23 protein-coding genes are annotated in these 17882 nt (G+C 70.4%); 7 read left to right on the top strand and 16 right to left on the bottom strand.

All coding sequences use genetic code 11. The annotated features are described in order from the left end of the window. Positions 1–69: 69 nt before the first annotated feature. The 8 genes from dprA to M3667_RS07010 form a co-directional block, all read right to left on the bottom strand. The gene (gene dprA, locus M3667_RS07045; RefSeq protein WP_251506762.1) at positions 70–1227 is read right to left on the bottom strand and encodes a DNA-processing protein DprA; all 1158 of its coding nucleotides are present in this window, start codon (positions 1225–1227) and stop codon (positions 70–72) included. After that, on the bottom strand, positions 1224–2747 hold the full coding sequence (locus M3667_RS07040; RefSeq protein ID WP_251506760.1) for a YifB family Mg chelatase-like AAA ATPase: 1524 nt from the start codon (positions 2745–2747) through the stop codon (positions 1224–1226). The genes dprA and M3667_RS07040 overlap by 4 nt, the downstream gene beginning before the upstream one ends. Continuing rightward, the gene (locus M3667_RS07035) at positions 2744–3106 is read right to left on the bottom strand and encodes a YraN family protein (RefSeq protein ID WP_251506757.1); all 363 of its coding nucleotides are present in this window, start codon (positions 3104–3106) and stop codon (positions 2744–2746) included. The genes M3667_RS07040 and M3667_RS07035 overlap by 4 nt, the downstream gene beginning before the upstream one ends. Positions 3107–3199: 93 nt before the next feature. After that, complete coding sequence (locus M3667_RS07030; RefSeq protein WP_055836674.1) at positions 3200–3523, bottom strand: DUF2469 family protein; 324 nt, start codon at positions 3521–3523, stop codon at positions 3200–3202. Positions 3524–3612: 89 nt separating this feature from the next. Then, positions 3613–4266 carry a ribonuclease HII gene (locus M3667_RS07025; RefSeq protein ID WP_251506754.1) on the bottom strand — a complete coding sequence of 218 codons (654 nt, stop codon included), beginning with the start codon at positions 4264–4266 and terminating at the stop codon, positions 3613–3615. After that, on the bottom strand, positions 4263–5012 hold the full coding sequence (gene lepB / locus M3667_RS07020) for a signal peptidase I (RefSeq protein ID WP_251506751.1): 750 nt from the start codon (positions 5010–5012) through the stop codon (positions 4263–4265). Before lepB ends, M3667_RS07025 begins: the two co-directional genes overlap by 4 nt. Before the next feature lie 142 nt (positions 5013–5154). Continuing rightward, positions 5155–5502, bottom strand: a complete 348-nt coding sequence (gene rplS, locus M3667_RS07015; protein ID WP_144835051.1) for a 50S ribosomal protein L19 — start codon at positions 5500–5502, stop codon at positions 5155–5157. Between the two features lie 161 nt (positions 5503–5663). After that, positions 5664–6155: an MFS transporter permease gene (locus tag M3667_RS07010; RefSeq protein ID WP_251506748.1), complete on the bottom strand. Its 492-nt coding sequence runs from the start codon at positions 6153–6155 to the stop codon at positions 5664–5666. A 112-nt stretch (positions 6156–6267) separates the two neighbouring features. Here M3667_RS07010 and map point away from each other — a divergent pair, with 112 nt between their 5' ends. After that, positions 6268–7050 (top strand): type I methionyl aminopeptidase, encoded by a 783-nt coding sequence (gene map, locus M3667_RS07005; protein ID WP_251506744.1) that lies wholly within the window; start codon positions 6268–6270, stop codon positions 7048–7050. Positions 7051–7216: 166 nt separating this feature from the next. Here the strand turns inward: map and trmD are convergent, their stop codons facing one another. Genes trmD through rpsP form a run of 4 tightly spaced genes read right to left on the bottom strand, consistent with a single transcriptional unit; the run spans position 7217 to position 9201 of the window. Beyond that, positions 7217–7906 (bottom strand): tRNA (guanosine(37)-N1)-methyltransferase TrmD, encoded by a 690-nt coding sequence (gene trmD / locus M3667_RS07000; protein ID WP_251506740.1) that lies wholly within the window; start codon positions 7904–7906, stop codon positions 7217–7219. Between the two features lies 1 nt (position 7907). Next, complete coding sequence (rimM, locus tag M3667_RS06995; RefSeq protein WP_251506738.1) at positions 7908–8552, bottom strand: ribosome maturation factor RimM; 645 nt, start codon at positions 8550–8552, stop codon at positions 7908–7910. Next, entirely contained in the window at positions 8552–8782 is a 231-nt protein-coding gene (locus tag M3667_RS06990) for an RNA-binding protein (protein WP_144834927.1), read from the bottom strand. The genes rimM and M3667_RS06990 overlap by 1 nt, the downstream gene beginning before the upstream one ends. Before the next feature lie 5 nt (positions 8783–8787). After that, positions 8788–9201 carry a 30S ribosomal protein S16 gene (rpsP, locus tag M3667_RS06985; protein WP_251506735.1) on the bottom strand — a complete coding sequence of 138 codons (414 nt, stop codon included), beginning with the start codon at positions 9199–9201 and terminating at the stop codon, positions 8788–8790. A 233-nt stretch (positions 9202–9434) separates the two neighbouring features. On the opposite strand from rpsP, the gene M3667_RS06980 reads away from it, so the two are divergent. Both M3667_RS06980 and M3667_RS06975 read left to right on the top strand, forming a co-directional pair. Then, on the top strand, positions 9435–10598 hold the full coding sequence (locus M3667_RS06980; RefSeq protein ID WP_251506733.1) for a glutamate--cysteine ligase: 1164 nt from the start codon (positions 9435–9437) through the stop codon (positions 10596–10598). Positions 10599–10646: 48 nt separating this feature from the next. Then, complete coding sequence (locus tag M3667_RS06975) at positions 10647–11381, top strand: SGNH/GDSL hydrolase family protein (protein ID WP_251506730.1); 735 nt, start codon at positions 10647–10649, stop codon at positions 11379–11381. A gap of 12 nt (positions 11382–11393) precedes the next feature. On the opposite strand, the gene ffh is transcribed toward M3667_RS06975, so the two are convergent. After that, positions 11394–12938, bottom strand: a complete 1545-nt coding sequence (ffh, locus tag M3667_RS06970) for a signal recognition particle protein (protein ID WP_251506728.1) — start codon at positions 12936–12938, stop codon at positions 11394–11396. Positions 12939–12988: 50 nt separating this feature from the next. Then, entirely contained in the window at positions 12989–13537 is a 549-nt protein-coding gene (locus M3667_RS06965) for a TetR/AcrR family transcriptional regulator (protein WP_251506725.1), read from the bottom strand. A gap of 25 nt (positions 13538–13562) precedes the next feature. Between M3667_RS06965 and lipB the strand changes: the two genes are divergently transcribed. The 4 genes from lipB to M3667_RS06945 all read left to right on the top strand — a co-directional run bounded on the left by lipB (position 13563) and on the right by M3667_RS06945 (position 16864). After that, entirely contained in the window at positions 13563–14243 is a 681-nt protein-coding gene (gene lipB / locus M3667_RS06960; RefSeq protein ID WP_285837545.1) for a lipoyl(octanoyl) transferase LipB, read from the top strand. Continuing rightward, positions 14240–15274 carry a lipoyl synthase gene (gene lipA / locus M3667_RS06955; RefSeq protein ID WP_251506718.1) on the top strand — a complete coding sequence of 345 codons (1035 nt, stop codon included), beginning with the start codon at positions 14240–14242 and terminating at the stop codon, positions 15272–15274. Before lipB ends, lipA begins: the two co-directional genes overlap by 4 nt. A 127-nt stretch (positions 15275–15401) precedes the next feature. After that, positions 15402–16571, top strand: coding sequence for an inorganic phosphate transporter (locus tag M3667_RS06950; RefSeq protein WP_251506716.1), 1170 nt, complete (start codon positions 15402–15404; stop codon positions 16569–16571). Then, positions 16568–16864 (top strand): hypothetical protein, encoded by a 297-nt coding sequence (locus M3667_RS06945; RefSeq protein WP_251506714.1) that lies wholly within the window; start codon positions 16568–16570, stop codon positions 16862–16864. Before M3667_RS06950 ends, M3667_RS06945 begins: the two co-directional genes overlap by 4 nt. Before the next feature lies 1 nt (position 16865). Here M3667_RS06945 and M3667_RS06940 read toward each other — a convergent pair whose 3' ends face one another. Then, positions 16866–17294, bottom strand: coding sequence for an MSMEG_6728 family protein (locus M3667_RS06940; protein WP_251506711.1), 429 nt, complete (start codon positions 17292–17294; stop codon positions 16866–16868). A 4-nt stretch (positions 17295–17298) separates the two neighbouring features. Then, entirely contained in the window at positions 17299–17799 is a 501-nt protein-coding gene (locus M3667_RS06935; RefSeq protein WP_144834913.1) for a DUF2004 domain-containing protein, read from the bottom strand. Positions 17800–17882: the final 83 nt, after the last annotated feature.

Raw genomic sequence — 17882 nt, 5'->3', positions numbered from 1 at the left:
AGCCTGCCCGTGCACGCGAAACCCGCCTGCACGCCACGCGCAGAGCGGGAAAGCACGGCACGCCCCTGCTCATCCCCTCTGCCCGGCGCTCGTCGCGCGCCACAGACCGGCATCGTCGCGGGTGACGCGGCCCTCGAGCTCGGCGAACCCCAGCAGCACCCCCGCCTCCTCGGGGGCCAGACCACTGCGCCGCGCCACTTCGGTGGTCGACCGGCGCGAGCGCGCCGACAGCGCGTCGAACAGGCGCGTGGTCTCGTGAGGGACGCGATCGTCGGTCCCCGTCGCGTCGCCGGACGGGCCCAGCATGTCCCAGACATCCGACGCGGAGGTGATGCAGACGCCGCCGTATTCGCGCAGCACGCGGTGGCATCCGGCCGAGGCGGCGCTGGTGACCGGACCGGGCACCGCCCCGAGCGGTCGACCGAGGCTCGCCGCGTGTGCCGCGGTGTTGAGCGAGCCACTGCGCCACCCCGCCTCGACGACCACCACCGCGTCGGCCATCGCGGCGATGAGTCTGTTGCGCGCCAGGAACCTCCACTTCGTCGGCGCCGCTCCACAGGGGGTTTCGCTCCACACCGCGCCCCGGGCGGCGATCTGCCCCAGCAGGGCCTCGTGTCCGCGGGGGTACGGCCGGTCGACACCTCCGGCCAGCACGGCGATCGTCGGTCCGCCAGCGGCCAGAGCGGCGCGATGGCACGCTCCGTCGATCCCGTACGCGGCTCCCGACACGACGGTGGCTCCCGCGGCGGCGAGATCCCCCGCGAGGTCGGCGGCGACCCCCTCACCATAGGCAGTGGCCGCGCGCGCTCCGACGAGGGCGATGGTCGGAGCGGCGGTCGTCTCGTGTCCGCCCCGGCGCCAGAGCGCGAGCGGGGCATGGTCGTCGAGGTCGTCGAGCCGCGCCGGCCACGCGGGATCGCCGGGAACGATGAACCTCGCCTCCGCACGTCGGGCCGATGCGAGGGCCGCCTCGATCGCCGCGGGCTGCAGGCGCGGCATCCATCGCGCACGTGCCGGGGCCAGCTCGGGCGCCTCGTCGCTCGTCGCGATGCGCAGCGCCTCGCGCGCGCCGTAGGCGCGGATGAGCGCACCGGCCACCCCGTCTCCGGGCTCGACCAGCACGTTCCACACGACGCGGGCGTAGACGTCGAGCCGATCGCCGTGGTCGCCGGGGCGCACCGCCGCCAGATCCGCGGCGGCGCGGGGCGAGGGATCGAGGGCGGTCACGTGCGGGCTCCCTGCCGAAGGAACAGCGCTCGGCCGACGTCGTCGGCGCGCAGGTCGTCGTGCCCGGCGAGGTCGGCCACCGTCCACGCGACCCTGACCAGACGGTCGTAGCCGCGCAGGGTGAGGGCGCCGCGGCGCAGGGCCGTGTCGAGCGGACGCAGCACATCGGCCGCGGGCGCTGCGGGTCCGCGGAGCCAGGTGCCGGGCACGTCGGCGTTGCGCCGCCACGGGGTCTGCGCCCACCGATGCGCCGCGCGGGCGCGGGCGGATGCCACGACCTCGCGCGCCTGGGCGGTGCTGGTGGGCTGCACGTCGCTCGCCTGGCGAGCCGACGACACCCGCTGCAGGCGGAGATCGATGTCGATGCGGTCGAGGAGCGGGCCCGACAGCCGACGGGTGTACCGGCGGATCGCCTGCGGCGCGCACTCGCAGGATCCGCCCGCGACCCCGTACTGGCCGCACGGACACGGGTTCGTCGCGATCACGAGCTGAAACCGGGCCGGATAGGTAGCGGACACCCCTGACCGGTGCACCTGGATGACACCGCTCTCGAGCGGTTGCCGGAGGGCATCGAGCACGGCGGCGGGGAACTCGCCTCCTTCGTCGAGGAACAGCACGCCTTCGCTCGCGCGCGCGATGGCGCCCGGACGCACGATGCCCGAACCGCCTCCGATGAGTGCGGCAGCGGTCGCTCCGTGGTGCGGGCTCTCGAAGGGAGGCGTCCGCGAGAGCCGCGTCACCGTCTCGCCCGCGAGCGATCGCACCGAGGCGACCGCCAGCGCCGCCTCGTCGTCGAGCGGGGGCAGGATGCCGGGCAGGCGCCGGGCGAGCATCGTTTTGCCCGCTCCGGGCGGTCCGCTCATGAGGATGTGGTGGCCGCCCGCCGCCGCCACGACGAGCGCATCGACCGCCTCGGACTGTCCGACCACGTCGGCGAGCTCGAGCGGCGCGTCGTCGGCGGCCGCGGCGGGGGGAGCATCGACCGGGGCGAGATCGGGCGCGTCGCACGATCCGCCGTGCCAGCGCACCACCTCCGCGAGGCACACCGCGGCGAAGACCTCGATGCCCTCGACCAGCCGCGCCTCGGCAGCGTTGGCGATGGGCACGACGACCCGCCGCACTCCCCCGCGGTGCGCGGCGACCACCGCCGGCAGCACGCCGGGTACGGGACGCAGCCGACCGTCGAGACCGAGTTCGCCGAGATGCACCGTCTGCGCGACGTGATCGGCGTCCATCCGCACGCTCGTGGCGAGGGCGGCCACGGCGATCGCCACGTCGAACCCCGAGCCGCGCTTGGGCAGGCTCGCCGGCGAGAGGTTCACCGTGACACGGCGCTTGGGAAGGTCGAGGCCGCGGTTGGCGCAGGCGTTGCGCACGCGTCTGCCGGCTTCGCCGAGAGCCTTGTCGGCCAGCCCGATGATGGCGAACTCCGGCATCTGCGGCGACACGTCGGCCTCGACCTCGACGAGGTCACCCCGCAGGCCCGAGAGGGCGACGGCCCAGGTGCGCGCGACGGTCACAGCGCGTCTTCGAGGTGCTCGAGGCGTGCCGTCGCGGGGTCTTCGCCGACGAGTCCGATCGCGTCGATGCGCAGGCCGCGCCCGCGGGCCTCGTCGGGGTGAGCGGCGAGCCACGCCATGGCCAGTCGCCATAACCGCTCGGCTTTGCGGCGGTCGATCGCCTCGAACGGGTGACCGAACGCCTCGCTGCGGCGCGTCTTCACCTCGATCACCACGAGGGTGTCGTCGCGCTCCGCGACGATGTCGATCTCTCCCTGCGGGCACCGCCAGTTGCGGTCGATGATGCGGTAGCCGTCGTCGCTCAGGAAGGCGACGGCGCGCTCTTCTCCGGCTCGGCCGAGGTCGTCTTTCGCTGCCATGCCCGAGAGCGTGGCATCCGGATCATCCCCCGCGTGGGGCGTACGGCGCCTTCTGTGGACAAGCTCTGCAGAAGACCCGCTGGGGAGAAGGCGTCAGTTGTCGAGCGAGAGCTCGTCGGGCAGCTGGAAGTCGTGTCGCGACAGCTCTTCGACGTTGACGTCTTTGAACGTCAGCACCCGAACCGACTTGACGAAGCGGTCGGCGCGATAGATGTCCCACACCCAGACGTCGGTCATCGAGATCTCGAAGTAGAAGTCGTGCTCGGTGTCGCGACGCACGACGTTGACGTCGTTGGCGAGGTAGAACCGACGCTCGGTCTCGATCACGTAGGTGAATTGGCGCACGACATCGCGGTACTCGCGGTACAGGGCCAGTTCGAGTTCGCGGTCGTAATCCTCGAAGACGTCGTCATCCATGGTGACTCCATCCTAGGCGCGCGGCGCCACCGCGGCCGCACGGCGCCGGCGCCCCGGGCGCGTCCGGCCGGCGCGGGCGCGGCGCCTGGTCAGAACAGGGTCGGCGCGGCCGCGATCGCCCACGAGTGACGGTGGTGCACGCTCATGCCGTGAGCGGCGATCGCGTCGCGGTGGTCGAGGCTGGCGTAGCCCTTGTTGCGCGCCCAGCCGTAGGCGGGCAGGTCGTCGTGCAGGCCTGTCATGAGCGTGTCGCGGGCGACCTTGGCGATGACGGATGCCGCGGCCGCGCTCGCGCAATCGCGGTCGGCCTTCACGATGGGCGTCACGCGCAGCCCGGACTCCCCCGCCGGCGTGATGTAGTCGTGGTTGCCGTCGAGGATGACGAGCGCGTCTTCGGGGACGACCCCGTGCGCACGCAGATCGGCGATCGCGCGCACCGCAGCGAGGCCCAGGGCACGGATGATGCCGATCTCGTCGACCTCGACCGAGCTCGCCCACCCCACGGCGCTGTGCTGCACGAAGGCCGCCGCACGCGCCGCGACCTCGGGGCGCCGCGCCTCGGGCACGAGCTTCGAGTCGCGCAGACCCGCCGGCACGCGCTTGCGCGAGCGCGCGGGATCGATCACGGCCGCCCCCACGGCCACCGGGCCGGCCAGGGCACCGCGCCCGACCTCGTCGCACGCGATGATCAGCGCGTGCTCTTTCAGCAGGCGCCGCTCGAGGGTGAGGGTGGGTTCGATCACTGCGCTCCCGGTGCGGGAACCCCCGCGAAGACCTCGTGGTGGAAGTCGATCAGCCCGAACCTGTCGAACGGCCACGTGATGAGGAACGCGCGTCCGACGACGTTGTCGACGGGCACGAAGCCGCGACCGGGCTGGTCCTGGTTGAAGCGGGAGTCGCGCGAACTGTTGCGGTTGTCGCCCAGCACCCACAGCGAACCGTCGGGCACGGTCACGTCGTACGGGACAGGCGAGGGGGCGGTCGCCCCGGGCGCGAGACGGACATACGGCTCATCGATCGGAACGCCGTTGACCTCGGTCTGGCCGAGGGCGTTGCAACACACCACGTGGTCGCCGGCGACGCCGATCACGCGCTTGATGAGGTGGTCGTCGCTGTCGGGAGCAGACAGGCCGAATAGCGAGAGGACCCAGTCGACGCCCTCGACGAACGGCGATCGCGCCGGCGCCGGGGTCTGATCGAGCCAGCCGCCCGGGTCGCGGAACACGACGACGTCGCCGCGCGAATACTCCCCGAAGCGGGGGGTCAGCTCGTCGACGAGGATGCGGTCCTTGATCATCAAGGTGTTCTCCATCGATGCCGACGGGATGTAGAACGAGCGCACGACGAAGGTCTTCACCAGGAACGACACCAGCAGGGCGATCACGACAATCACCAGCAGGTCGCGGAAGAACGCCCCCCATCCACGGCGCCGAGGTGCGGCGGAACGGGATGCCACGGCATCCGAGGTCGAGGCGGTCTGGTCGCTCATGTGATCCTTCACCGGGTCCACCGCCCGTCGGGGAACCGCACAGACCAGGGTCGCATATCCGAGCCGCCGCCCGTGACCGGCTCACCCGCGAAAACGCCGAACGCCCCGTGGGCGGACCCACGGGGCGTTCGAGAGAGCGGACTCAGCGGTCGCGCTTCTCCTTGATCTTGGCCTTCTTGCCGCGCAGGCTGCGCAGGTAGTACAGCTTGGCGCGACGCACGTCACCGCGCGTGACGACCTCGATGTGGTCGATCACGGGGCTGTGGACCGGGAAGGTGCGCTCGACGCCGACCTGGAAGCTGACCTTGCGGACGCAGAAGGTCTCGCGCACGCCGTCGCCCGAGCGGCCGATGACGACGCCCTGGAACACCTGGATACGCGAGCGGGTGCCTTCGGTGATGTTGACGTGCACCTTGACGGTGTCGCCGGGGGCGAAGACGGGGATGTCGGAGCGCAGCGAAGCCGCGTCGACGGAGTCGAGGATCTGCATGATCATCACTTCCTGCGACCGCCACAGGTCGATCGCACGATTAAAGGGGAAAAGGTGAGGCGTACCCGAGGCCGCGGGATGCGGCGGACTCCCCTGAGGCAGAGTCTGTCAGGGCACAATCGTCTATTCTGCCACGCCGCGACCACCCGGCCAAACCGGGCTCAGTCGGGCCGCCGCGTCTCCGACACGACGATGACCTCGCCGTCGACCGGCGTGGCCGGGCGCTCGCGCACGGGCGGGATGTAGGCGGTGCCGTCGCTGGCATGCATGACGGTCACCACCCCTCGCGCCTCGTTCCACAGCTGGGCGAGCGACGACCAGAACAGCAGCAGGGCCCCGAGCACCGAGAGCACGAGCAGCGGGAAGAACACGCGCGAGTCGAAGAGACCGAGCGCCACGATCGCGACGTGCCACACGCCGATGCCGGCCGCATCACGCCACGACACGGCGCGCGATTCGCGCACGGAGGCCCGCGCCCGCACGACCAGCGTCAGGATCAGCTGCGACACGAAGACCGCGGGGGCCGCCATGAACAGCCACAGCAGAGCCCAGCCGCTCCCGCCGGAGAACACGATCCACCCGACGAACAGCCACAGCGGCAGCACGAAGGCCGCGGGGAACAGCCAGCGGAAGAAGACTCGGCGCAGCACCATGCACCGATGCTATGGCCGATCCATGTGCGGTGGCTTTGAGACGCCCATGGCTCGGGCGCGGGGAGGCGCACGTGCATCGGAGAGAATGGAGGTACGACGGAAGGAACACCCCATGATCGAACTGCGCACCCCGGCTGAGATCGACGCGATGCGTCCGGCCGGGAGATTCGTCGCCGAAGTGCTGGCGACCCTGCGCGACGAGGCGAAGGTCGGCACCAACCTGCTGCAGCTCGACCGTCGCGCGCACGACATGATCCGCGCCGCGGGAGCCGAGTCGTGCTACATCGACTACCACCCCTCGTTCGGGGCCAGCCCCTTCGGCAAGGTGCTGTGCACCTCGATCAACGACGCGGTGCTGCACGGCCTCCCCCACGACTACGTACTGCGCGACGGCGACCTCGTCTCTCTCGACTTCGCCGTGTCGGTCGACGGCTGGGTCGCCGACTCGGCGGTCTCGTTCGTGGTGGGCACCGCCCGCGACGAGGACCTCGCGCTCATCGACACCACGCAGCGCGCGCTGGCCGCCGCGATCGAGGCAGCGACGGTGGGCCACAAGATCGGCGACATCTCCGCCGCGATCGCCGCCGTGGCGCACGCCGAGGGCCTCAGCATCAACACCGACTTCGGCGGTCACGGCGTCGGGCGCACGATGCACGGCGACCCGCACGTCGCCAACGACGGCAAGGCCGGGCGCGGCTACCCGCTGCGCGACGGCCTCGTGCTGGCGCTGGAGCCGTGGTTCCTGCAGACGACCGACGAGCTGGTCACCGACCCCGACGGGTGGACGCTGCGCAGCGTCGACGGCTCGCGCGGCGCGCACTCCGAGCACACCGTCGCGATCACGACCGCGGGCCCGATCGTGCTGACCGATCGCTCGTTCCTCGGCGTCGACTGACGACGGTTTCCGGATGCCGCGGCCTCGGGGTCGCGGCATCCGTCACGTCCGGCCCTGCCGGTGTCGTCAGCCGAATGCGGTGAGGCGGCACCCGCGGCGACAGCTCGAGCGCTGCCGGACGACCGGATGCCTCGGCATCCGGAGTCGCACGCGAAGGCGGTGACGCTCAGTCGGCGAGAAGGTCGGGCCGACGCTCGCGCGTGCGCTCGATCTGCTGCTCGCGGCGCCACGAGGCCACGGCGCCGTGGTTGCCGCTCAGCAGCACCGGCGGCACCTCGCGCTCGCGCCACACCGCGGGCTTGGTGAACGACGGGTACTCGAGGAGGCCGTCTTCGTGCGACTCCTCGACGAGGCTCTCGGGATTGCCGACCACGCCGGGCACGAGACGCCCGATGGCCTCGATCATCGCCATCACGGCGACTTCGCCGCCGTTGAGCACGTAGTCGCCGAGGCTGATCAGGCGCACCTCGCCGAGCTCGGACGCGTAGTCGAACACGCGCTCGTCGATGCCCTCGTAGCGTCCGCATCCGAAGACAAGGTGCGGGGCCTGCGACAGCTCGCGAGCCGTCGCCTGGGTGAAGCGCTCCCCGGCGGGCGAGGGGAAGACGATGACCGGTCGCGGGTCGGCGCCGCCGGCGATGTCGTCGAGCGCGAGGCCCCACGGCTCCGGCTTCATGACCATGCCCGCTCCGCCGCCGTACGGGGTGTCGTCGACGGTGCGATGACGATCGTGCGTGAAGTCGCGCAGATCGTGCACGCGTACGTCGAGCAGTCCGCTCTGCCGGGCCTTGCCCAACAGCGACACCTCGAGAGCGTCGAAGATCGTCGGGAAGATCGAGACGACGTCGATGCGCACGTCAGTCCTCGCGGGAGTCGGGGTTCTCGTCGGCCTCGACCGCGGCATCCGCCGGCTCCGGCTCGTCGTCGGCGTCGGCCGGGAGGTCTTCGAAAAGACCGGTCGGCGGGGTGATGACGACGCGGCCGCCGGCGATGTCGACCTCGGGGACGATCGCGCTCACGAAGGGCACGAGCACCTCGCGCTCGTCACCGGAGGGCTTGACGATCAGCAGGTCTTGAGCGGGGAAATGGTCGACCCGCACGACACGGCCGATCACCGCGCCCTCGCGCACCACGTCGAGACCGACGAGCTGGTGGTCGTACCAGGCGTCGTCTTCGGTGGAGGCGGCCTCGGTGTCCTGGTCGATCCAGAGGATCGCCTTGACCAGTTCTTCGGCGGCGTTGCGGTCGTCGACCCCCTGGAAGAAGACCACGGGGTGGGAGTTCATCCAGCGGAACTCGCGGACCGTCAGCTCGCGGCCGTGCCACGGCGAGGACTCCGGAACCTGCAGGGTGAACGTGCTCCCAGGGGTGAAACGCCCGTCGGGATCGTCGGTGTACAGCTCGATCTTGAAGGCGCCCTTGAGGCCGTGGGCCTTGACGAGGCGTCCGACGCGGAGCTGGGTCTTAGCGGGCTGCGCGCCCGCGGTGTCGCCGGTCGACATCAGTCGTCGGCGACGTCGACGCGCACGCGACGACCGTCGGCCAGAGCGGCGACGACCGTGCGCAGTGCTTTGGCGGTGCGACCGCCGCGCCCGATCACGCGACCCCGGTCATCGGGGTGCACGCGAACCTCCAGCACGTCGCCACGCGGGGACGAGCTGGAGCGGATGGTCACGGCGTCGGGGTGATCGACGATCCCCTTGACGACGTGTTCGAGCGCGGCGGACAGCACGGGAATTACTCGGCCGAGGTCTCGGCGGCGGCGTCAGCAGGCGCCTCCGCGGGAGCGTCGGCCTTCTTCTCGGCCTTGGGCTTGACGACCGACTTCTTCGAGGCGTCGGCCTCGAACGCGGCCTTGGGCTCGCGGACCTTGACGGTCGAGACGGCGTCCTTGTCGCCCTTGAACTTGCCCCAGTCGCCCGTGAGCTTGAGGATGGCGGCGACCTGCTCGGTGGGCTGGGCGCCGACCGACAGCCAGTACTGCGCGCGCTCCGAGTCGACCTCGATGAACGAGGGCTCCTCGGTCGGGTGGTACTTGCCGATCTCCTCGATGACACGACCATCGCGCTTGGTGCGCGAGTCGGCGACGACGATGCGGTAGTAGGGCGCGCGGATCTTTCCGAGGCGCTTGAGACGGATCTTGACAGCCACGATGACTCCTGATGATGAAGAACGAACGAACCGGTCGCCTGGAGAGTGGGGTGCACACCCGGCGGAAGCTCAAAAGGGTGGACCGATACTGGATAGAGGGTCGAGTAGCGGGTCCAGCCCTCTATTCTGCCAGATCCCCGGGCCGCCGCGTGACAGGCGACGCGAAACGACACGCGCCGTCGCGCAGGGTAGCGGAGCAGCCCACCCCGCGGGCCCCGTGTCAGACTGACCGCATGAGGCTGCCGTTCGCTGCATCGACGCGTTCGTCCGTGGGGCTGGAGTGGGAGCTCATGCTCGCCGACCGCGGCACGGGCGACCTCGCACCCCGGGCCCCCGAGATCCTCGAAGAGCTCGAAGAGCGCACGGCCCTCGAGCGCTTCACCGTCACCGGAGAGCTGCTCACCAACACCGTCGAGGTCACCAGCGGCGTCGGACACACCGTCGCCGAGGCCGTCGACGACATCGCCGATGCCATCGGCGCGCTGCGCGAAGAGACCGAGCCGCGCGGCGTCGAGCTGCTCTGCGCCGGCAGTCACCCGTTCGCGCAGTGGTACGACCAGCAGGTCACCGACAAGACGCGCTACCACACGCTCATCGAGCGCACCCAGTGGTGGGGGCGCAACATGATGATCTGGGGCATTCACGTGCACATCGGCGTCGACGACGTCGAGAAGGTCGTGCCGATCGTCAACGCGCTCACCGTCTTCCTCCCCCACCTGCAGGCCCTGTCGGCGTCGAGCCCGTTCTGGGCGGGCGAACGCACCGGGTACGCCTCGAACCGCGCGCTGGTGTTCCAACAGCTCCCGACCGCGGGGCTCCCCTGGCAGCTCGAGACCTGGGGCGACTTCGAGGACTACCTCGACGACATGGTCCGCACCGGAGTGATGGCGGATGCCAGCGAGGTGCGGTGGGACATCCGTCCGGCGCCCAGGTGGGGCACCGTCGAGATCCGCGCGTGCGACGGCATGTCGACCCTGCCGGAGCTGGCCGCGGTCGCCGCCCTCGCGCAGACGCTCGTGGAGCACTTCTCGCGCTTGATCGACGAAGGCAAGCCGTTGCCGGGGATCCCGGCCTGGTACGCCCGCGAGAACAAGTGGCGCGCGGCGCGCTACGGTCTCGACGCGCGCGTGATCGTCGACCGCGAAGGTACGCAGCGTCCGGTGGTGGAGCATCTCCGCGAGACCATGGAGGAGCTGGCCGACGTGGCCCTCGAACTGCACTGCGCGAAGGAGTTCGCGAGCCTCGAGACCATCCTCGCCACAGGCGGTAGCTCGGCGCGCCAGATCGCGGTGGCCGAAGCCGCCGACGGCGATCTGCGCGAGGTGGTGCAGCACCTCATCCGCGAGTTCCGCGGCGGTCCCACGCTGCGCGAACACCTCGCGGCCTTGCGTGTCTGAGAGGCGACTCCGCGCTGGTTCATAGGCGCGCGCTCCTAGGATCGCCCCATGGTCTCCGTGCGCCCCCGGTCGACGCCGTCGCTGGTCGTCGTCGCGGCGGGCCTCATCCTGGCCCTCAGCGCGTGCGCGCCCGAGCCCACGGCATCCGCCCCCTCTCCGACCTTCGCGGCCCCCGCGCTGAAGTCGTCGGAGGGCCCGACGCCCGCTCCCGGAACGACCGCACCGCCCCTGCGCGTCGTCACGATCGGCGACTCGCTGATGTCGGGCTACAACCTCGCCCCCGAAGAGGCTTGGCCGGTGCTGCTCGGCGATCGGGCGCACCTCGCGCTCACCAACCTCGCCTGCCCGGGCATGGGCTTCGTCGTGCAGGGCGGGTGCGGAACGACCTACGCCGGCTTCGTGCCCGCGGTGGCGGCGTTGCAGCCCCAACTGGTCGTCGTGGAGTCCTCGAGCAACGACTTCTGGGAGGACGGCGACGAGATCCGCAGCGACACCTCCGACACCGTGTCGCAGATCCACGACGCCGCGCCCGATGCGCGCATCGTGGGACTCAGCACCATCTGGAACGACGATCCCGACGTGCCGGACGACACCGCCGTCACCTCCGATGCCCTCCGCGACGCCGTCGACGAGGTCGGGGGAACGTTCATCGACGTCGGTCAGCCTCTCGTGGGCCACCCCGAGTGGATGCAGGACGACGACGTGCACCCGACCGCCCGCGGTCAGCGGGCGATCGAGCAGACGGTCATGTCGGCGTTGCAGGACGCCGACGTACTGCCGTAGAAGAGCCGGGGCTCAGCCGCGGCCGAGCATCTTCTGCAGCTCGGCGAGGTCAGCCTCGCTCGGCGCCTTCTGCCCGCCCAGGCCGAAGCCCGAGCCGGTGGCGGGGGCGGATGCCGCGATGCCGGCGTTCTCGGCGGCGCGCTTGGCCGGGTTGCCCGAACGCGAGCCCTTGGCCTTCTGCTGCTTGCCGCGCTTGGACGAGGCACCGGGCTTGCCGCCGACGGGGCCCATGCCGGGGATGTTGGGCACACCGCCGCGCGCGACGGTCTTCATCATCTTGGCGGCCTGGTCGAAGCGCTGCACGAGCTGGTTGACGTCGGTGACGGTCATGCCCGAACCGCGCGCGATGCGCAGGCGGCGGGAACCGTTGAGGATCTTGGGGTTGCGACGCTCGACGAGGGTCATCGAGCGGATGATCGCCTCGGTGCGGTCAATCTCGCGCTCGTCGAAGTCCTCGAGCTGTTGCTTCATGTTTCCCATGCCCGGGAGCATCCCGAGCATCTTCTTCATGGAGCCCATCTTCTTCATCTGCTGCATCTGCTCGAGGAAGTCCTCGAGAGTGAAGGTCTCGGTCGCGAGCTTCTCGGCGACCTTCATCGCCTCGGCCTCGTCGAAGGCCGACTGCGCCTGCTCGATCAGGGTGAGGATGTCACCGAGGTCGAGGATGCGGGATGCCATGCGGTCGGGGTGGAACGGCTCGACGTCGTCGAGGCCCTCGCCGGTCGAGGCGAAGATGATGGGGCGGCCGGTGACCGAGGCGACCGAGAGGGCGGCACCACCGCGAGCGTCACCGTCGAGCTTCGACAGCACGACACCGGTGAAGTCGACGCCGTCCTGGAACGCCTTGGCGGTGTTGACCGCGTCTTGACCGATCATCGCGTCGATGACGAAGAGCACCTCGTCGGGCTCGGTGGCCTTTCGGATGTCGGACGCCTGCTTCATCAGCTCGGCGTCGACGCCCAGGCGACCGGCGGTGTCGATGATGACGATGTCGTGCTGCTGACGCGTGGCGTAGGCGACACCGTCGCGGGCGACCTTGACGGGGTCGCCGACGCCGTTGCCGGGCTCGGGCGCGTAGATCGCCGCTCCGGCGCGCTCGGCGACGACCTGGAGCTGATTGACGGCGTTCGGGCGCTGGAGGTCGCACGCGACCAGGAGCGGGGTGTGGCCGTCTTTCTCGAGCATCTTGGCGAGCTTGCCCGCGAAAGTGGTCTTACCGGATCCCTGGAGGCCGGCGAGCATGATGACCGTCGGCGGGTTCTTGGCGAACTGCAGGCGACGCTGCTGACCGCCCAGGATGCCGATGAGCTCGTCGTTGACGATCTGCACGACCTGCTGCGCGGGGTTGAGCGCGCGGTTGACCTCGTCGCCCAGGGCGCGCTCGCGCACCGCGGCGGTGAACTCCTTGACCACGGGCAGCGCGACGTCGGCGTCGAGGAGAGCACGGCGGATCTCGCGCACCGTCCCGTCGACGTCGGCGGGCGTGAGCTGGCCCTTCTTCCGGAGATTGCGGAAGGTCTCTGTGAGCCGGTCGGAGAGGGTGCCGAAAGTCGCCATGATGAGACGAGTTTACGCGGGCCGGGCCGCAGCCGTCGCCCGCCTCGCGCTCATACCGCGGAGAGCGCCTCGGCGAGGGTGTCGGCGAGGGACCGACCGCCCGCGGTGCGGTCGGCCCAGGCCCACACCGCCGCGAGCACGGCGGCCGAGAGCGCACCGGCGCGCACCTGGGCGGCGAGCGGGGTCGCCCCGTCGTGCGCGAGGCGCGAGGCGACCTCGCGCTGCAGTCGGAACTGCCGCACGGCGCGATCACGGTCGAGCTCGGCGGCGATGCCCATCGCGTCGGCGTTCGTGATCGCGAGGGCGAGCGCGTCGGGGGCGAGCCCCCGGCCGATCGCCGACAGGGCGTCGGCGACGGGCGTCCCTTCGCGCAGCAGCGCGATCCCGGCATCCGCCTGCTCGTCGAAACCCGACCACAACACGTCGCTCTTGGCCGAGAAGTAGTTGAAGAAGCTCGAGCGGCTCACCCCGGCCCGGCGCGTGATGTCGGACACGCTCGTGGCGTCGTAGCCCTGCTCGAGGAACAACTCGCACGCGGCCTCCGACAGCACCTCGCGCGAGGAGGCGCGAGGGCGCCCGCTGCGAGGTTCGGTGGTCACGCCAGCCAGCCTAGGCGTCGGGCCGATGTGTATTGTTAGACGCAATCCAACAAGGCGGGAGTCGTCGATGATCGACATCCAGCGGGCGGGCCTCGCCCCGCACTACGTGCCCTATCTCGACGGCTGGGCGCACCAACGCCGCGTGCACGCCGACGTCGTCGCGCGCGAGCGTCCCGACACCCTTCTGCTGCTCGAGCACGAGGCCGTGTACACCGCCGGCAAGCGCACCGAAGCGCACGAGCGCCCAGACGACGGCACCCCCGTGGTCGACGTCGATCGCGGCGGCAAGATCACCTGGCACGGTCCGGGCCAGCTCGTGGGCTACCCGATCGTGCGCCTGCCCGAACCGATCGACGTCGTCGCCCACGTGCGCCGATTGGAAGGCCTGCTGATCGAGGCCCTCTCCGCTCACGGCGTCGACGGTTTCCGCGTCGACGGGCGCAGCGGCGTCTGGGTCCGACGTCCCCTCGGCGTCGACAAGGTCGCGGCGATCGGAGTCCGCGTCGAAAGAGGAGTCACCATGCACGGCTTCGCCGTCAACTGCGACAACACCCTCGCGGGTTTCCGACACATCGTGCCGTGCGGGATCTCGGATGCCGGAGTGACGACGGTCAGCGAGATCGTCGGTGCCGACGTCTCCCCCGCCGACCTCGTCGACGCGATCGAACGCGTGTTCCGCGCCGAGTACGCGGCGGTGGCCGCATGAGCGCCTGCGGAACCGGTGGCGCCGGCGCTGCGGCATCCACCGCCCCCAACGGACGCAAGCTGTTGCGCCTCGAGGTGCGCAACGCCGAGACGCCCATCGAGCGCAAGCCCGAGTGGATCAAGACCAAGGCGAAGATGGGCCCGGAGTACACCGCCCTGCAGAAGCTCGTGAAGAGCGAGGATCTGCACACGGTGTGCCAGGAGGCCGGCTGCCCCAACATCTTCGAGTGCTGGGAGGACCGCGAGGCGACCTTCCTCATCGGCGGCTCGCAGTGCACGCGCCGCTGCGACTTCTGCCAGATCGACACCGGCAAGCCCGCCGACTACGACCGCGACGAGCCCCGCCGCGTCGCCGAGAGCGTCACCCGGATGCAGCTGCGCTACGCCACCGTGACCGGCGTCGCCCGCGACGACCTGCCCGACGAGGGGGCGTGGCTACACGCCGAGACGGTGCGCCGCATCCACGCCGACAACCCGGGCACCGGGGTCGAAATCCTCGCAACCGACTTCTCGGGAAACCCGGCGCACCTCGAAGAGGTCTTCTCGTCGCGGCCCGAGGTCTTCGCGCACAACGTCGAGACCGTGCCCCGCATCTTCAAGCGCATCCGTCCCGCCTTCCGCTACGAGCGCTCCCTCGGAGTGCTGACCGCGGCGCGCGAGGCCGGGCTCATCACCAAGTCGAACCTCATCCTCGGAATGGGCGAGGAGCCCGAGGAAGTCGTCCAGGCGCTGGAAGACCTGCACGCCGCGGGCACCGACATCATCACGATCACGCAGTACCTGCGCCCCACCCCGCGGCACCTCCCCGTGCAGCGCTGGGTGAAGCCGGCCGAGTTCGTGGAGTTCAAGGAGGAGGCCGAGCGCATCGGCTTCCTCGGCGTGCTCGCCGGTCCCTTGGTGCGTTCGTCGTACCGCGCCGGGCGCCTCTGGGCGCAGTCGATGGTGTCGAAGGGCCGCGAGATCCCGCCGCACCTCGCGCACCTGGCGAAGGACATCGCCGCCGCGGACGCGGGGTTCGCGCAAGCGGTGTGAGCGTGCAACGCGCAGGGTAGACCTCTGCGCTGCCCTGGGATAGAGAACACTTCGTTCACCGCCGAGGTCTACCGTGACGCCGGGCCAACCGACCCGCTCCCGGTATCACCCCTCGATCGGAGTTGCGGTGGATCTCACCGTCCTCGTCCCCGTCCTTCTCGTCGTCGCCCTGTCGATCTTCTTCGACTTCACCAACGGCTTCCATGACACCGCCAACGCCATGGCGACGTCGGTGGCCACGGGTGCACTCACACCCAAAGTCGCGGTGCTCATCTCCGCGGTCCTCAACCTCGTCGGCGCCTTCCTCTCCACAGCGGTGGCCAAGACCGTGTCGGAGGGGATCCTCGCCCAGAACGACCAGGGACTCCCCCAGATCACCGTGCCGATGATCTTCGCCGGGCTCATGGGCGCGGTGGTGTGGAACCTGCTCACCTGGTGGCTGGGGCTCCCCTCCAGCTCGACCCACGCCCTGTTCGGCGGTCTCATCGGCGCCGCGATCATCGGCGTCGGCTTCCAGGCCGTGGAATGGGGAGGGGTGCTGTCGAAGATCGTGCTCCCCGCGCTCCTCTCGCCCTTCATCGCGGGAATCGTCGCGCTCGCCGCGACCTACCTCGTCTACCGCATCACCAAGATGGCGACGGTGGCGGGGTCGTCGACCGCGTTCCGGCACGGTCAAACCGTCTCGGCCTCGCTCGTCTCGCTCGCACACGGCACCAACGACGCGCAGAAGACGATGGGCGTGATCACGCTGACTCTGATCGTCGCCGGTTTCCAGGAGGCGGGCACCGGCCCGCAGCTGTGGGTGATCCTGTCAGCGGGCCTTGCGATCGCCCTCGGCACCTACCTGGGAGGCTGGCGCATCATGCGCACCGTCGGCAAGCGCATCACCGAGGTGACGCCGCCCCAGGGCTTCGCCGCCGAGACGAGCGCCGCCTCGACGATCCTCATCTCGTCGACCCTCGGCTTCCCGCTCTCGACCACGCAGGTCACCTCGGGTGCAGTGATCGGCTCGGGACTCGGCAAGCGCCTCGCGTCGGTGCACTGGAACGTCGTCTCCCGCATCGCCTTCGCCTGGGTCGTCACGCTGCCCGCCGCCGCCGTCGTCGGCGGAGGCGCCGCCTGGGCGGCTTCGACCGGCCTCGCCGGTCTCGTGATGGTGTTGGTGGGCGGTCTCGCCGTCTGTGTGGGCCTGTTCGTGCTCGCCCGCCGGCGTCCGGTGTCGGCCGAGAACGTCAACGATGAAGCGGTGGATGCCGATCGCATCGGCCAGCGCCAGACCGAAGGAGAACGCGCATGAGCTGGCTCGGCACCGAGGCAGGGTCGGTCCTGCTGGTCTTCGTGATGGGGCTGGCCGCCACCCTCATCATCGTGGGGCTGTACGCCCTCGGCATCCGCTTCTTCGCCTTCGGCGCCCCCGACGTTCGGGTGCCGGATGGAGACGACCCCGAAGGACCGAACGCGGTGGTCGCCCCGCGCGAGACACCGCGACCGCTGCCCGCCACCATGGCCGGTCTCGTCTGTTTCGCCGGCGTCGCCGCCGCGGTGGTCTACGGGATCTACCTGGTGATCCCGCTCTTCCACGGGAAGTGAGTCAGACCGGCCAGACGTAGGGCAGGTCGTCGGGCACGTCGCCGAAGCGAGGGACGTAGAACTCCGGGTCCTTGCGGACGAGATTCGAGCGGTGCGCGAGGTGGAACGCCTCGTCGCCCACCCACGGGGGCAGATCGAGTTCGTGCTGAGCCAGGCCGTCGACCTCGGGCGCGAACACGCGGATCTTGTCGCGCACGGTGTCAGCGCGCCCCTGCGCGATCCACTCGTCCGTCATGACGAGGCCGTACGAGACGAGCGCCGGCAGGTGGCCGTCCCACATCTTCGCGGCGGGGTGGTGGCTCCAACCGTGGTCGGGCACCGTCAACGCGCGTAACAGCTGGAACGTCTCGACGCGCTGCTTGCCCAGACGCTTGAGATCGAGAGCGGCAGCGGATGCCGCGAACGAGGGGTACGGCAGAAAGGTCTGCACGCCGTCAGTCGGCGCTGGTGACCGACTGCACCCGCCCGTCGGAGGCGAGGTTCACCAGCAGCACGTCGTCGGTGGCGTCGGGGTCGAGCGCGTACTCGAGGACCGCGAAGGGGTCGGCCCCGCCGTGCTCGTCGGCGAGGATCGTCATGCTCATCAGCTGCAGGGCCTTGATGACGTCGATGTGGGTGTCGCCCGTGACGTCGGTGAGGAGGTCTTCGATCTCTTCGCCGAACGTCGCCTGCTGCTGCAGGATGTACTCCGTCACCTCGCTGGTGCGGTCGTCGAGTTCGTTGACCATCGCGTTGCGCGCGGCGAGGTCGATCGCCTCGAGGGACGAGACCATGGATGCCGCGACGTCGAGCGCCTCGACCGAGACGTCGTCCTGGTCGGGAGCGGTCAGGTCGACCGTGACGCTCTGATCGCCGAACTCGACGTTCTCACTCCAGAAGATCGACCCGTCGGGGCCCGACTCGAGGAGTCCGAAGAAGTCGTGCTCGATGGCCATGAGTCCATGTAAGCAGTCCGCCCGCTCTTCGGGAAGACGACCCGCCCGCACCCGCGCATGCGATAGGGCGCGGCGACTCCGCC

It is taken from the genome of Microbacterium sp. P26 (assembly GCF_023712585.1).
Taxonomy (GTDB): Bacteria; Actinomycetota; Actinomycetes; order Actinomycetales; family Microbacteriaceae; genus Microbacterium; species Microbacterium algihabitans_A.
This window is presented reverse-complemented; position numbering and strand designations above follow the sequence as displayed.